This is a genomic window from Algibacter sp. TI.3.09 (assembly GCF_038154905.1).
In the GTDB taxonomy this organism is placed as follows: domain Bacteria; phylum Bacteroidota; class Bacteroidia; order Flavobacteriales; family Flavobacteriaceae; genus Algibacter.
In genome coordinates this window covers 543,095-557,765 of the sequence record NZ_JBAKAN010000001.1, presented here as the reverse complement: position 1 = coordinate 557,765, position 14,671 = coordinate 543,095, and the positions used below count along the sequence as shown (strand labels likewise).

12 protein-coding genes are annotated in these 14,671 nt (G+C 31.0%); 1 reads left to right on the top strand and 11 read right to left on the bottom strand.

The features are described from left to right. Positions 1 to 3: 3 nt before the first annotated feature. On the bottom strand, positions 4 to 1,266 hold the full coding sequence (locus tag V6246_RS02070; protein ID WP_341558745.1) for an oligosaccharide flippase family protein: 1,263 nt from the start codon (positions 1,264 to 1,266) through the stop codon (positions 4 to 6). Positions 1,267 to 1,435: 169 nt separating this feature from the next. On the opposite strand from V6246_RS02070, the gene V6246_RS02065 reads away from it, so the two are divergent. Continuing rightward, on the top strand, positions 1,436 to 3,496 hold the full coding sequence (locus V6246_RS02065) for a tetratricopeptide repeat protein (RefSeq protein WP_341558744.1): 2,061 nt from the start codon (positions 1,436 to 1,438) through the stop codon (positions 3,494 to 3,496). Between the two features lie 725 nt (positions 3,497 to 4,221). Here the strand turns inward: V6246_RS02065 and V6246_RS02060 are convergent. The 10 genes from V6246_RS02060 to V6246_RS02015 form a co-directional block, all read right to left on the bottom strand. After that, positions 4,222 to 6,837: a DUF6923 family protein gene (locus V6246_RS02060; RefSeq protein ID WP_341558743.1), complete on the bottom strand. Its 2,616-nt coding sequence runs from the start codon at positions 6,835 to 6,837 to the stop codon at positions 4,222 to 4,224. A 122-nt stretch (positions 6,838 to 6,959) separates the two neighbouring features. After that, the gene (locus V6246_RS02055; protein ID WP_341558742.1) at positions 6,960 to 7,454 is read right to left on the bottom strand and encodes a CAP domain-containing protein; all 495 of its coding nucleotides are present in this window, start codon (positions 7,452 to 7,454) and stop codon (positions 6,960 to 6,962) included. A 429-nt stretch (positions 7,455 to 7,883) separates the two neighbouring features. Next, positions 7,884 to 8,234, bottom strand: a complete 351-nt coding sequence (locus V6246_RS02050; protein WP_341558741.1) for a hypothetical protein — start codon at positions 8,232 to 8,234, stop codon at positions 7,884 to 7,886. Between the two features lie 64 nt (positions 8,235 to 8,298). Then, the gene (locus V6246_RS02045; RefSeq protein ID WP_341558740.1) at positions 8,299 to 9,012 is read right to left on the bottom strand and encodes a LytR/AlgR family response regulator transcription factor; all 714 of its coding nucleotides are present in this window, start codon (positions 9,010 to 9,012) and stop codon (positions 8,299 to 8,301) included. A 9-nt stretch (positions 9,013 to 9,021) separates the two neighbouring features. Beyond that, entirely contained in the window at positions 9,022 to 9,339 is a 318-nt protein-coding gene (locus V6246_RS02040; protein WP_341558739.1) for an Hpt domain-containing protein, read from the bottom strand. Continuing rightward, the gene (locus V6246_RS02035) at positions 9,326 to 10,390 is read right to left on the bottom strand and encodes a sensor histidine kinase (protein ID WP_341558738.1); all 1,065 of its coding nucleotides are present in this window, start codon (positions 10,388 to 10,390) and stop codon (positions 9,326 to 9,328) included. The genes V6246_RS02040 and V6246_RS02035 overlap by 14 nt, the downstream gene beginning before the upstream one ends. 3 nt (positions 10,391 to 10,393) lie before the next feature. Beyond that, entirely contained in the window at positions 10,394 to 11,527 is a 1,134-nt protein-coding gene (locus tag V6246_RS02030; RefSeq protein ID WP_341558737.1) for an FIST signal transduction protein, read from the bottom strand. A gap of 2 nt (positions 11,528 to 11,529) precedes the next feature. Next, positions 11,530 to 13,488, bottom strand: a complete 1,959-nt coding sequence (locus V6246_RS02025) for a PAS domain-containing sensor histidine kinase (protein ID WP_341558736.1) — start codon at positions 13,486 to 13,488, stop codon at positions 11,530 to 11,532. Beyond that, positions 13,488 to 14,027 carry a heme NO-binding domain-containing protein gene (locus tag V6246_RS02020; RefSeq protein ID WP_042494834.1) on the bottom strand — a complete coding sequence of 180 codons (540 nt, stop codon included), beginning with the start codon at positions 14,025 to 14,027 and terminating at the stop codon, positions 13,488 to 13,490. The genes V6246_RS02025 and V6246_RS02020 overlap by 1 nt, the downstream gene beginning before the upstream one ends. Next, positions 14,028 to 14,438 (bottom strand): response regulator, encoded by a 411-nt coding sequence (locus V6246_RS02015; protein ID WP_042494833.1) that lies wholly within the window; start codon positions 14,436 to 14,438, stop codon positions 14,028 to 14,030. Positions 14,439 to 14,671: the final 233 nt, after the last annotated feature.

The following is a 14,671-nucleotide window of genomic DNA, read 5'->3' as shown; positions in this document are numbered from 1 at the left end:
AACTTACTTAAGATTAAGCGTTTTAGCACTTTTACTAGAATCGTATTTAAAATAGATTAATTGTATCACTAACAGCAGTAACATAGCCACAATTTGCATATACACAACCTGCTCTAAACTATCGTGAAAATAGATTACCAATAACATTTGAAGCATACCAAATACACCAGAAATAACTACAGGCACATACTTATCTAACGATAAATAGTAATAAGCAAAAATATTAGAGATCGCGAACATAGATGTTGCAATGGCATATTTCCATAAAAGTGGTGCCATAGAAACATAGCTATCACCAAATAGAAGTGTAATAATAGTTTCAGGGAAAGCTAAACAAACCAAAATTATAGTAATAGATATTGCAGCAATATAGCCCACGTATTTAAATAAAATAGGCGCTGTTTTTTTACCTTCCTTTTTTAGCTCTACCACAGTTGGTAAAAGCAACATAACAAACATCCAGGCGATGAAATATACAATACGACCAATTAATGCTAAAGATGCATATAAACCGGCTTCGTAAGATTCAAAAAAGTGTTTTACTAAAAGAATATCACTGTTATTTATTATAATTTGAGTCAGCTCGTAAAAGGCCGTAATTATAAAAAAATGACGAATATCTTTTGAATGTGTTTGACTCAACACTAAAGCTTTCTTCGGAAATAAATTTTTATACTTAAAGGGAAATAAACCAAATACAAACGATGCCAAGATCCCGACAGCAATAACCACAGAAGATTTTATATCGAATATTAATATTAACCCCAAAGTAATAACCAGACGGCTTAACATTTCGGTTTGATAAGTTATCGATAGGTTTTTAAATGATTTTTTTCCCTGAAACACGCCTCGGTTTACACTCATTAAAAAGTATAAAGGCACTCCAAAACCAAATACAACAAACATGTTTGAAGATGATGTATTAAATACATTTTGTAACGCTCCGGCAAATATTATAATAAGGGCACCAAATGCAAGACCAACGGCTAATGCGTTTTTATAAACTTTAGAAATAAAACTCTGAAAAATATCATTTTCGAATAATACAGAGAATTTAGCCGTTACTAACTGAAACGTCATGGCAGCAAAACTTAAAACTAATAAAAAGGTTATAAGTACAGCGGCATCAGCAAATTGAGCAGGACCTAAAATACGACCTAAAATTAAGTTGTATAAATAGTTACCTCCGTTTACGGCTAAAACACTAAGCATAAATAATTGCTCAGGTGTTATTTTTTTTTCTTTAATTTGGGAAAAGAACTGCATTGGTTTGGGGTTTTAAATGATTAATTCATTAGTAAAATAATTTATTTCCAGTGCAAAAATCAGCGAAGAATCAACAGAAGGCGCTTAAATTTCGTTCAGTGACGGTTTGCTATAGATGAATGATTGCATACTATTGATTAACTTGCAACAAGATAATAAAAATATAATTATGCCTTTAAATTTTCGCCTTTTATTCGTTATGTTACTCACAACTGTTTTTGCCTTTTCGCAAGACATGCAAACAGGGTTTACTTACTTAGAAACAGGAAAGTATGCAGAAGCAGAATCGTTTTTCGAAACTGTTTTAAAAGATTATCCAGACAATAAAACCGCTAAATTATGCTACGGCCGGGCTGTAGGATTACTCGGTGAATCTGGCAAAGCTGTTAACATTTTTACAGAATTATTAAGTAAATATCCTGACGATTTTGAAATAAAATTAAACTATGCCGAGTCTTTACTTTGGGATAAAAATTATCCTGACGCCAAATCTTACTACGAAATTTTAATAAAAGAAGATTCTAAATCTTTCGCTGCCCTATTAGGTTATGCCAATACGTTATCCAACCTTAAATTATATGCCGATGCTTTAATCTATGTGAATAAAGCGCTCGAAGTTTTGCCAGGAAACCCAAATGCTCTAACCTCTAAAAAATATATTTATTTAGGCTATGCTTACCAAAAACAACAGCAACAAGATTATGATGGTGCCGAAGAATTATTAAAAAAGAACTTAACGCTTTTTGAAGGCGATAAAGACACCTTACTTAATTTGGCTAATCTTTATTTAATTTCCGGAAAATTCGACGAAGCCGAAAATACATATAAAACGATAGCTGAGAATCTAGACAATAAAACCATTGCATTAAACGGCATCGCTTTAGCGAAACACTTAAAAGGAAAAGAAAAAGATGCGCTTAATGTAAGTACAGAAGCTTATAGTTCTATTCCGCAATTAACAGATGAATCGCTGATACAACAAACTCAAGTTCGATATATTCAGGCTTTAATTTGGAATAAAAAATATAAGGAAGCTAAAGTTTTAATTGATGATTTAGTTGAAAAGCACCCTAACGAAAACTGGATTTTAGCATTACGTGCAACTTTAAACATTTACAAAAGTAACTTTAAAGATAGTGTTGTAGATTACAACAGTATTTTAGAAAATGAAGAAAGTTCTTTTGATGGTAATCTAGGTAAAGCAAATGCTTTAAAAGCTATTGGAAAATATGATGGCGCTTATAAATCTGCCGAAAACACCTTAACATTTTACGACAAACAAAAAGATGCTACCAATTTTATAAAAACACTAAACACAACCTTTACTCCTTTTTGGGAAACAAAAGCATCTTACTCTTTTGATAATGGAGACAACAAGGCTTTTACTGTTAATACGAATATAGAGTTTCCAACGTCTACAAAATTTAAATGGTTGGCGAGTTACTCATATAGAACAACAAGTAATAAGGTTACGGATAACGATGCCACATCTAACGATTTTTCATTAGGACTATCTTATCAATTATTACCTAACATCACTTTTAAAGGAACCGCTGGAGTTACTTCCGCGAAAGCGAACACAAGCGACTACACACAATTAGTGAGTGATATTTCTTTAAACATAAAACCATTTAAACTTCAAGTTTTAGATATTGGTTTTAAAAGTGAAATACAAAGTTTTAATGCTGAATTATTAGATAGAGAAATTGTAATGAATAACCTCTATGCCAACTACAACTTAAGTACAAATTTTAACTTAGGATGGTTTACTCAGTATTTCTATACATGGCAAAATGATGACAATGCTAGAAATTTACTTTTCACATCGTTATACTATAACATATTAAGCAAACCAGCCTTAAAAGCGGGTTTAAATTACCAATACATTACTTTTAAAAACCAAGTACCAACTATATATTTTAGTCCGGAAACATTTAACGCTGCTGAGGTTTTTGTAAACATTATAAAAGATGAAAGCATTACTAAGCCAAAAGCTTGGTTTTATGAGCTTACCGCAGCAACAGGTTTACAATACATTGAAGATGGTAGTAGCCAAAGTACTTACCGCATACAAGGAAAATTAGGTTATAAGTTTACAGAACGTGCCTTATTAAATTTCTATGGTACACGAAGTAATATTGCATCGGCAACGGCGGCTGGTTTTACATTTAACGAAGTCGGTTTGCGTTTTAAATGGTTATTGTTCGATACGCCTATTTTTAGAGAATAGATCAAAACTTATTATATATTTTGGATATTTCTATAATATAATTACTGAAATATTTTCCACTAAAAAAAGCTCCAATGTATTGGAGCTTTTTGCTTTTCTATAAGTATTGAAAACCATGGTATATTCTTGTTTTATAGTTAAGGCACAACGTCTAAACCCCTCTTCTGTTCTTATAAATTGTTGCACTTAGCCTACTCTACTTAAACGCTTTAACACTACTAAGAGTAACGCTTGGCTTAAGAACTTACGCCTTAAGATTACTTATCAAATTACAATATAGCCTCAGCATATCAATTAAAAAATTAGAATAGCTCTACTGCTTATGTTTTAAATGAAACTGTCTGGTTATATTAACAAGAAAATAGATTTTAAACTACTTTCTTTATCTTCCTATTCAAAAGGAAATTAAAGCCACAATCTTAACCATATTTAAATGAGTATTACTAATCTATTCAAGATGCTATTAATTTAATTATATGAATGTAGTTTTAATTATATCCCACAAAGAGATATTTAGACGCTCATATTTCATATTAAAAGGAATAATATAGAATTCTAATAAATCCTTTAACTAAAAACAAGTTAAACTAATTAACAAGGAAATCACAATAAACAATTACTATTCAATTAATTAAACACAGGAACAGATTACCTAAATATTTAAACAAAAAAAATGGCAAAAGACTCGCGCCTTTCGCCATACTACAAGAGTAATGTGCTATTAATTATTCTAGGAGTAGTTTTGTTGTTTTGTAAAGAGATACACTGCTTTTTATTTTACAGAAATAGATACCGCTGCTTAAATTCCCTCTGTTAAGTTCAATTTCATTTACACCAGGTGTTGTACTAAAAGCTATTTTATTAACTAAGCTACCAAGTTGATTATAAACTAAAAGCTCAACATCTTCAGCTTGATTTGCTGTAAATTGTATGCTTGTTTTAGATGCCATTGGGTTAGGCGTTGCCATAGTTGCTAATCCATCTTCCTCACTTATTGTTGATACAGATAAGGTTCCTGCTTTTGCAAAACGTAGCTGCTCTAATGTCATTTCTTTTGATACTGTCTCACCATTTTCAGCAAGCATTGTAAATACTATAGATGTTACATCGTTAGCATCTAGTGGCGTACCATTAGTCGATTCGAACTCAGCAAATGGTAAAATAAAACTAGACATAGTGTTTGTTAAATTAATCGATGCTTTATACTGTGTTTCCCAGTTATCAACACTTTCTTTTACTAATCTCACAATAAGAGTTCCTGTACCTTTAGCTTCAAATTTAAAGCTGTTATAGCTTGATAAATCAATGGGATTAAACTTAGGCGTTAAAGCTCTGTAAGCCGCAATATACTCGCTAGTATTAGCCTTTAAAGTGATGTTACGCTCTATATTAAAGTCTTCATCATTTAAGGCCTCTGTGTTTGTCGCTACAGTATATTCTGTAACTTCTGTACTTGTTGCCGCATCATCAAATCCCCAAGGACCATCAGACATGAATAAATCATCTGGAGTTTGTACACCATCACCAATTCTAAACCCGATATCAAATAAGCTTCCAGCATCAACTTCAATATTAGAAATATAATCTCCACTTAAATCAATATTAGTAGATACATACTCTACATCGTGCGTTTCTGTAGATCTTACACCGCCATCAAAAACAACACCTTCACTTCTATTTGTATTTACAATTTGTAGATTTAATCTACCATTGTTATAATGTCCTGTTCTAACAAATACCGTTGGTGGCGTTGAATTGTTGTAGCTATCTATTGGTTTTTGAACTTCTAAAAGACTTACAACTTCTTCTCCTAATTTTAATAAATCATCCAAAGAATTAGACCAAATTTGAAAATTATAAAATCCTACGTTATCTTCATATTTATCTAAATTCCAGTGACTTTCTATTCCGAAGTTTTGATCGTTATTAATTGATTTAGCCGAAAGACTTAAAACAAACTCTACCGTACCTTCTATTGTTCTAATTAAAGATTTAATAAACTGCTGTTCGTTAATTTCGATAGTTGAAACAGAAATTAATTGTGCGCCTAATAAACGATCGCAAATATATTTTGTATGCTCATAAACACCATCTTCTGTTTTTAATAATAAAATTGATGCTACAGATTGATTGTTTCTAATATAATCTACCGAATAAACCTCGGTTGCATTTGTAATTCCTATTAAATCTGTTGGAGAAGATTCAATCACGCTATCTTCATTAATCGCTTCAACAGGCATTAAATCTGATAGTTGAAAAGAGCCATTCTTAGTTGCCGTAGATCTTCCGTAGTTTTTAGACTTAGTTAAACGTTTTGCAGCTGTTTGATTAAATTTATAACTACTTTTTGCTCTATTAAAATTACGTTTACTTATTTGTTGAGATAATCTATTGTTACTTTCTAAACCTCCGTCGTTCCCACTAGACGTTGATGATACTTGTAAAACTGGACAACCGGTATAACCTGAACAAGATGGATCTTCACAATCAATTAACCCATCACCATCATCATCAATACCGTTATCACAAATTTCTTGAGCAACTGGCGCCGTTGGACAACGTGCACCATCGTTACTTGCACTTGATGGTCCAAAAGCGAATAAATTAGAATCCATAGTAGATTCTGGAGTTAAATTTTGAACACTTTGAATAACATAAATAGTTCCGGTTTGGTTTGCTGATACGTAAAAACGTCCATCAGCATCAAAATAGACAGCACCATACGTATAATTTAATCCTGCTAAAATTGGAACTTCTCCTAAACTTTGCACAGCACTAGTTACCGGATCAATTCTATATAAAATATTAGTTCCTTTCTCTAAAGCATATAAATTACCATCTACAGCATTAAAAGCCCAATCGTGAATACTAATATTCTGAGATAAAGTTTCTTTAGATATATATTTTGAGTAATTATCAGATTCTGGATTTAAATCTACTTTGTAATAAGCGCTTCCGCCACCTTTAAGATAATAAATACCATCTGGATTAACATCTCCAATATACTTGTTTTTAGTATCAAATTCTGGAATTACAAAAGATGTTGTTTTAAAATCTTTTCCTATTCTAACAATAGTTTGAGCAGGAGTACTTACATACCCCCAAATATAACCATCTGCAGGATTGTAGGCTGCTGCATTAATATTTCCTGGAGTAACATCTTCTGCTGCAAGAAATGAATTTCCCGAAGCTAAATCAATAGCATAAACATCGTTATACTGAAAAAGATAAGCGCTATAATCACAATTAAAAGGTGTGTTTTGTGAAGTACTTATTAAACTAAATAACAGCGTAGTAAGTACTACTATTTTGTTTTTTAAGGTAGGTAATGTTGTTGTCATGATTTGGGTTTTTATGATACTGTAAATTTACTCTAGAAATACGATGAAAATTTTATTTTTCGTTTAGTTCGATTTTGGTGTAGACGAATGGTAGATTAATGCCGTTGAACCGTTTTTTGTTATTATCTTTTTACAAAAATATTAGTGAAATAACTTCTACCATTTTCATCTTGTTTAGATGAAATTCCCATGTCGGTAAATTTTGGGTTTTCTAGGTTTTTTCTATGCTCTTCACTATTCAACCAAGCTTTAACCAAAGTTTTTGCTGTACTAAAACCGTACCCTACATTTTCCGAAACAGCTATAGCTTTTGCATCCTTTTTTAGATTCTCAGAACGTACATAAAAAAAGTCGTGACTTGGGGTCCCTTTTTTAACCATATACGCATTATGAGAAATTGCTTCTTTAGAAGCCTTGTTTAGAATATTAAGTTCAGTTAATCCTTTAGAAATTCTGTGCTCATTAATTAACTCTGCAATATCATAATCCATTTGAGTATACTCTACATTAATGGTTTCTGTATTGTATTCTTCTGGTGTGTTAATATCCTCTTCTACAGAACAAGACGTTAAAAAAGTTGATAATAAAACTGCGGTTATAAGTAATAATTTCTTCATCGTGATTGGATTAATTTGATGACAAAATTATAAGGAAAGACCGTTGAATTTTATGTTTTTCGATTAGCTTAATTTGAAGTGTCGACGAATGGTAAAATTTAAAAGACGAATACTTCTAACTACATTTCAACGATAATAAGCAAATAAAACCGCTGTAATACACTTTTTGTTTCGTTTTATTGAAGAAAAACAACAAACAAGAAACACTTAACACTCTAAAAACAAGAAAGTTAAAGCAAATTCAATTATTGAAAGAAGTATGGATTGGTTGAGTAATTTAGAGAAATAACGACGTTTTAATCATTAGTATCAGATATTTATAACAACAATTAAGAAGGATAAAAAACTCAGTAGATATTACTTTTGCGATATAAACTATTATATATCTACGGTAATATTTATTTAAAATGGTTGTGGCAACTAGTTTTACTACATTACAATTCTTTCTTCAACGTCTTCCTCTGGTAAAAATTTACCAATTACATGTGGCGTCAAAACACAGGTAATTCCAATTAGTGAATTCCAACCAAAGTCTGGTATAAAATTCATAACTATTAAATACAGTCCGCAAATAGCAAATATGAGTTTTAGAAAAGCTTTATCTAAAGCCCATGAAAAAGTGAGGTAAGCTATCCCTATTAAACAGAACATTACTGTATTAAGTAACTTATTAGTTTCGTCGCTGTAATTTAGAAACCAATTAGATATTTTTCCAATCAACACAATTCCTATTAATATTCTATAAATTTGGATTGAATTATTTTTAAAATAAGGCTTCATTTTATAAGTTTTTCAATGATAAAGACACAAAAACAAACACTTCTAAAATCACCCAAAAACCAAATTAAAGCAAGTTTAAACGCTTCATAAGTTCTGGTCTATTAGAGCGACTTACAGGAATAACATCCTTTTTAATAAGTACACTATTATCTTCAATATCAATAATTTTTTTGATATTTATAATGTAAGACCGGTGTACTTTCAAAAACAAATCATCTGGTAATTTATCTTCAATTTTCTTTAATGTAGAGTGTACTGTATAGTTTTTATCTTCTGTTTTTACTTGAATATAATCGCCTTTAGCTTCAACCAAATAAATACTCGGGATATCGATTTTTATTAAACGTCTATCAATATTTACATAAAGGTGATTGCCAGAGGTTGTTTCTGCTTTATCCGTATTAGAGTCCGATTTAACTGGAATAACTTGCTTTGCCTCTGCTTTTAAAATAGCTTTATTAAAGCGTTCTTGCGATACGGGTTTTACCAAGTAATCTACAATACAATCGTACTCAAAAGCTTGAATTGCAAAGTTTGGATCTGATGTGGTTAAAATTATTTTTGGCGGATTTTTTAAGGTATCAATAAAATCGAAACCTGTAAAATCCGGCATATGTATATCTAAAAAAATTAAATCTACTTCGTTTTGATTTAAATATTTTATGGCTTGCATGGCATTAGGAAAACCTTCTAATACATTAAGACTTGGCACATTGGCGCATAGTTGAGAAATAATTACTCTAGCTGTAGCTTCGTCATCAATAACAATACAATTCATAAATAATATTTAGAGGTCTTTTAAATATATTGTTATGTTGTTTAAAATAGCTTCAAATTCCTCTTTTTGGTCGATTGAACCTTCTAATAAATTGGTTTCGTAAGCAACAGCTACATCATAACTCTTTTCAAGGCCTAAAATACTAATTTTATGCTTAAGTTTATGCACATTATCTGCAGCTAATTTAAAATTATTAGCATTATAGTTGTCAAAATACACTTGTTTCTCTTCTGGATACTCTTTTTTAATAATATCTATTAGTTTTTGTTTGAAAGCTTCGTCTCCTCCAGATAAACTATCGATGTAAGTTTGGTTAGGTTGTTCCATTTGGTGATTTTTTTAATGTGAAGTAAAAAGTGGTTCCAATATTAACTTGAGATTCTAACCATATTTTTCCACCGTATAATTCTACTATTTTTTTTACAATAGATAATCCGATTCCCGAAGATTCCGGATTATTTTCTAACTTAATAAAGGTTTTAAAAATTTTATTAAAGTAGGTTTCTTCAATTCCTTTCCCATTATCTTTTATATAAAATTGCCAATATTCACCGACATCTTCTACCCCTACTTCAACAATTCCTTGAGCTTTATCATTATACTTAATAGCATTACCTATTAAGTTTTGAAACAATTGCTGTAACCTATATTTGTCACCTTTAACAATGGGTAGATTAGCTTTAGATATGCTAATGTTTTCAGGAACTTGGGTTGTTTTTATAATATCGTCTATAAGCTTATCTACATCAACATCGTAAACATCAATTCGGTTTTTACCGATGGTAGAATACTCTAAAATACCAGTAATTAAGGTATCCATTTTTTCTACATTCGACCTAATTAGATCTAATGTTTTCTTACCATTTTCATCAATAGAACCAACATAATCCTCTCTTAACCAAGTTGTTAAAGTTTCAATACTACGCAGTGGAGATTTTAAATCGTGAGATACCATATGGGCATAATCACTAAGTTCTTGGTTTTGATGAGCCAACTCAGTCAAAAGCGATTGCTTTTGTTTATTCATTTCGATAATCTCTTTGGTTTGATTATCAATAAAATCAACAAGTTTAGAACCTGTTAACTCAACACTTTCGGTTTTTTCATCTTCTTTTAGATTATAAAACTTTAAAGTATCGATTACATTTTTCAGTTTATCAATAACCTCTTTTTGCTCATCGGCTTCTTTCTGTAATTTCCGATTTGCTGAATATAATTCATCCGAGCTGATAGACATCGCTCTTTGAATCATGCTAGACTGTTCGTCAAAATTATTGTAGGATAAATCTACCGCGTTAAGAAACTCAGATAAATCCTCATTGTTTTTTAATTCGTCACTTAAAAATTTACGTATTTGTCTTTTTAGTAATGAATTCATTATTTATTCGCTTATAAGCGTTATCGTCATGGTTTGATTATGTAATTGACACGCTACTTCACCGTGAAAAGGTGCAATTTCTCCATAGGAATAAAAACCAGTAATTACGGCATCTTCACCAATAACCTCTATAACTTCTTCTATTTCTTCTTCAACACGTTGGTCTAGCACTAATTTTCTACCAATACAACTTACAAGCATAGCAAGTTGTGGCTTATTTTTTCTGTATTCTAAAGCTTGTTTAGCAGCACGTTCTGATGCATTTGCGATATTATCTACATTAGTCATCATTAATTGTACTTTAGCATTTTCTTTTATATCTCCAGCTAAAATTACGGCATGCTTCTCTTCGTCAATATTTAAAATAGAACGTACAATAGATTGTTTCTCATCTTCAGTTTTCACATTAAAAGGATACAATAATGCAGCACCTGGTAAATCTTTTGCTTTTTCACCTAAATAATTTTTGTACAAATCTAAAGCCGGTAAACCATCAAGCTCATAAAGGATATTTCCCTCAGATTTTGTTACAATACGTTCTGGCCCAAAAGGAGTCCATCCGCCGTGAATTGAAAACGAAATTTCTAATGTATCACCATAAAAACCAACAGCAACTAACTCACCTTCTTTAGGGTTTTCGTTATAAGATGCTAAGGTTTTTTCAAAACGCGCATCATCACCACATAAACCACCTGTTATAATTAAATTATCATCTGTAGAAGCACTCATACCTTGAGTAAGCTGGCTACCGTTAATAAAACTACCTTCCGAGACTACAAACACATATTTTAAGCCTTCTTGCGGTAATTGATTAATTAGGTCTTTTCCGGTTTTATAACTGTCTAAATCTGCATTTAAAACGTTGCTTGTTTTAATAACAAATTTACTTTTTTCAAATTCTATAGCCGTAACCGTAATACTATCGTCGTTTACAGTATTAGATGAAATTTCTGCACAAGATGAAGCAAATATAATATGACCATCGGGAAATTGCGCTCTAAGTTCTTCGTAAATAGTACCGTTTTCTAATAAATATCTATTTCCAAAAACAAGAACCAAAGGTTCCTTTAATTCTTGTTTTTCGATTACGTATTCCCAATCTTTATTTTTATGTTTTACTAACTGTACTGTTTTCATGGCTATTTTTTTAATGTGAAATAAAACGTGGTTCCTATATTAGGCTCGCTATCTAACCAGATTTCACCTTCATGTAAATCGACGATTTTTTTAACAATCGATAATCCAATACCAGACGAATCTTTACTTTTCTTTAATGAATGGAATATTTTAAATATTTTATCATGATATTTTTTATCTATACCAATGCCATTATCTTTTATTGAGAATTTATAATGACTTTTTAAGTCATCAAAATCTACTATAATACTACCTTCTTCCTTGTCTATAAATTTAACCGAATTACTAATTAAATTCTGAAAAAGTTGCTGTAGTTTAGTTCGGTCGCCCTGTATTTTTGGTAAAGGCTTTTGTATTTTAATTTTGATATGTTCTGGAACGTATAATATAGTAACTAGCCCATTTAACATATCGTCTAAATCGACCTCTATTTTTTCTGCAATATCCGATCCAACACTGGAGTAGTTTAAAACATCGGTAATTAGTTGCTCCATTTTCTCTAAAGTGGTTTCAATAAGCGCAAAGTTTTGCATACTCATATCATCCAACTTATCCTTATTATCTTCTTTCAACCAACTTACCAAAGCGTCTATACTTCGTAAAGGTGATTTTAAATCGTGAGAAACAATGTGTGCATACTCTTGTAACTCATCGTTACTTTTCTCTAATTTTTCAAGAAGTTTTTCTTTTTGAAGCTCTAAATTTTTAATTTCGGTAATATCTAAATGTATTCCAATAGATCCTATAACTTTACCTTCTATATCGTAATTGGGTGCTCCACTTATTAACCAATAGCGAATATCTCCCGCTTTGTTTTTAGCTTTAAGCTCGTAAGAACTAGATTGTCCTTTTTTACGTTTTTCATTTTCTGCTTCAATTATTTGTCGAACATCTTCGGCGGCAAAAAATACACCAGCATTTTCACCTTTTACCTCTTCTTCTGTATAACCAGACATATCAGTAAAACTCTGGTTAATCATTAAAATCTCGTCGTTGTTATTGACCTCAACAAGACCCAAATTCATGTTAGCAATAATGTTATAATATTTTTGTTTTTGAGCTTCTAAACTATCTCTATAAGTCCTTTTTAAAGTAATATCTGTAAAAGTCCATAAGTAACCTTTATACTCATTTCCTGTTATAATAGGCATGTAACTGCGCTCTATTATTTTTCCATCTACCATTTCGAGCTCATCGCCAATAACGTTTTCTTTGGCCGCATCAATTTCTTGCATTCTTTGAATAAATGCCTCAGGCTCTTTAAATAAAACTTTATTTCGTTCTGCCGCAGCTTTGCAGTCCATACCAACTAAATCTGCTGGATTGGCATCTATACCAAAAAGCTCACAAAATTTATTATTTGTGAGTACTATATTTCTATCTTCATCTTCTAGAATGATACCACTATCTAAATTTATTATAAGTGTAGATAGTCTATCTTCTGATTCTATTAATTTTTCTGCCGATTTTTTTTGCTCGCTAATATCTCTAACAATACCTTGAGCGGCAACTGGTTTTTTATCTTTATCAAAAATAATACTGGCATTAATATGTACCCACTTTACCTCTTTAGATTTAGTGTAAACACGTGCTTCGTAATCTTTAAAAAAACCATTAGTTGTTAACTCTATAAAAGAATTTATAGCATACTCGTAGTCTTCTTTATAGATTAGGTTATTAACGTTTACTTCTTCTTTATCAATATCGTAACCAAATAATTTTGTGGCAGCTTCGTTAAATTTTATAACGTTACCATTAATATCCATTACAACATAAGCATCAATAATGTTTTCAAAAACACCTTGAAGTTGAGAAGATTTTTCGTCTAGTAAATTTTTTAATTTTTGGGTAGTAAAGAAAAGTTCTCTCGATTTTTCTTCAAGTATAGATTCAGCAGCTTTTCTTGCTGCTTTTTCTCTTTTTAGGGCGCGTTGTAATATTTCAGCCTGATCCTGACTCATTAATTTCTTTGAATAAAAAATCTAACTTCTGTTCCGTCCTCTTTTATTTTTTCTAAATCTATTTTAGCTGTTGAATTAAAATGCTCAAATGTTTTGTTCATTAATCCTAAACCAAAATGGTGCATAGCACGACTCGATTTATAAATAAGTACCAATGAGTCTTCGGTTTTATCTAACACCTCGAACGTAGGTAACTCGGCATCTGGATAAATTTTTCTAACCTCAACATGAATATGGTTTTCTATTGAAGAAATCATTTCTATAGGGTCTTTATATGTTGCTAAAAGCCCTGGGTAACTTTTCTCTATTACACTAAAAAAGTGCTCTGCATAAACTAGCAGTAAATTATCTATGGATATACCTGTGTTTTCACTTAAATGCTCTAATAACTGCAGCATTTCGGAGAAACTATATGTACCCACAGCTGTGTAAACGCCATCCGACTTTAAAGTTGAAGCGGTTATAATTCTATCGACCATTTCTAGTCCAAACTTATCTTCAACTAAATCTAAAAATTCAGTAAAAACAATACCTTTCATTTAAATTTGTTTTAATTCATTAATACTCCAATACGCTAAAAGTTTTTCCATTTTAGAAACGTAATCTTCATATTTCAAAGGTTTTAAAACATAGCCAGCAATTCCAATTTTGTAACACTCCAATAAATCTTTTTGATTTTGAGAGGTTGTTAAAATTATAGTTGGGATGTACTTTAATACATCATCCGACTTTAAAATGTTTAAAAACTCAATGCCATTAATTTTCGGCATATTCAAATCTAACAAAATTATGTCAGGTAATTCGTCTTTTTTCTCTAAAATTTTTAGAGCTTCTTCACCGTTATTAGCTTCGATAATTTTGTGATCTAATTTAAGAGATGAGATTGTTCTTTGGAACTTCATCACTTCAATCATGTCGTCTTCTATTAATAATATGTTGAGAGTTTTCATGGGTATTATATATTTTTTACTTTGAATTTGATGTAAAAATAGTTCTAAACAAGGGTTTTAAAATGGTAATTCGCCTAATTGGATTTTAATGGCGCCCAATAGCTCTTTAGTGTCGACGAATGGTTTTTAACAAATTAGCGGAGCTAGTTGAGTTGTAACAAAATCTTCGAGAAGCCCCTAAAACACTGTAAGTCTTTTAGACCGTTACAATTTTAATGTAAGTAATATCGCTA

Bases quoted from the DNA above. Each gene is read 5' to 3' on its own strand.
- V6246_RS02050 (WP_341558741.1), bottom strand. From the start codon at position 8,234: ATGAAGCCTTATTTTAAAAATAATTCAATCCAAATTTATAGAATATTA.
- V6246_RS02055 (WP_341558742.1), bottom strand. From the start codon at position 7,454: ATGAAGAAATTATTACTTATAACCGCAGTTTTATTATCAACTTTTTTA.
- V6246_RS02015 (WP_042494833.1), bottom strand. From the start codon at position 14,438: ATGAAAACTCTCAACATATTATTAATAGAAGACGACATGATTGAAGTG.
- V6246_RS02045 (WP_341558740.1), bottom strand. From the start codon at position 9,012: ATGAATTGTATTGTTATTGATGACGAAGCTACAGCTAGAGTAATTATT.
- V6246_RS02025 (WP_341558736.1), bottom strand. From the start codon at position 13,488: ATGAGTCAGGATCAGGCTGAAATATTACAACGCGCCCTAAAAAGAGAA.
- V6246_RS02070 (WP_341558745.1), bottom strand. From the start codon at position 1,266: ATGCAGTTCTTTTCCCAAATTAAAGAAAAAAAAATAACACCTGAGCAA.
- V6246_RS02020 (WP_042494834.1), bottom strand. From the start codon at position 14,027: ATGAAAGGTATTGTTTTTACTGAATTTTTAGATTTAGTTGAAGATAAG.
- V6246_RS02030 (WP_341558737.1), bottom strand. From the start codon at position 11,527: ATGAAAACAGTACAGTTAGTAAAACATAAAAATAAAGATTGGGAATAC.
- V6246_RS02060 (WP_341558743.1), bottom strand. From the start codon at position 6,837: ATGACAACAACATTACCTACCTTAAAAAACAAAATAGTAGTACTTACT.
- V6246_RS02065 (WP_341558744.1), top strand. From the start codon at position 1,436: ATGCCTTTAAATTTTCGCCTTTTATTCGTTATGTTACTCACAACTGTT.
- V6246_RS02040 (WP_341558739.1), bottom strand. From the start codon at position 9,339: ATGGAACAACCTAACCAAACTTACATCGATAGTTTATCTGGAGGAGAC.
- V6246_RS02035 (WP_341558738.1), bottom strand. From the start codon at position 10,390: ATGAATTCATTACTAAAAAGACAAATACGTAAATTTTTAAGTGACGAA.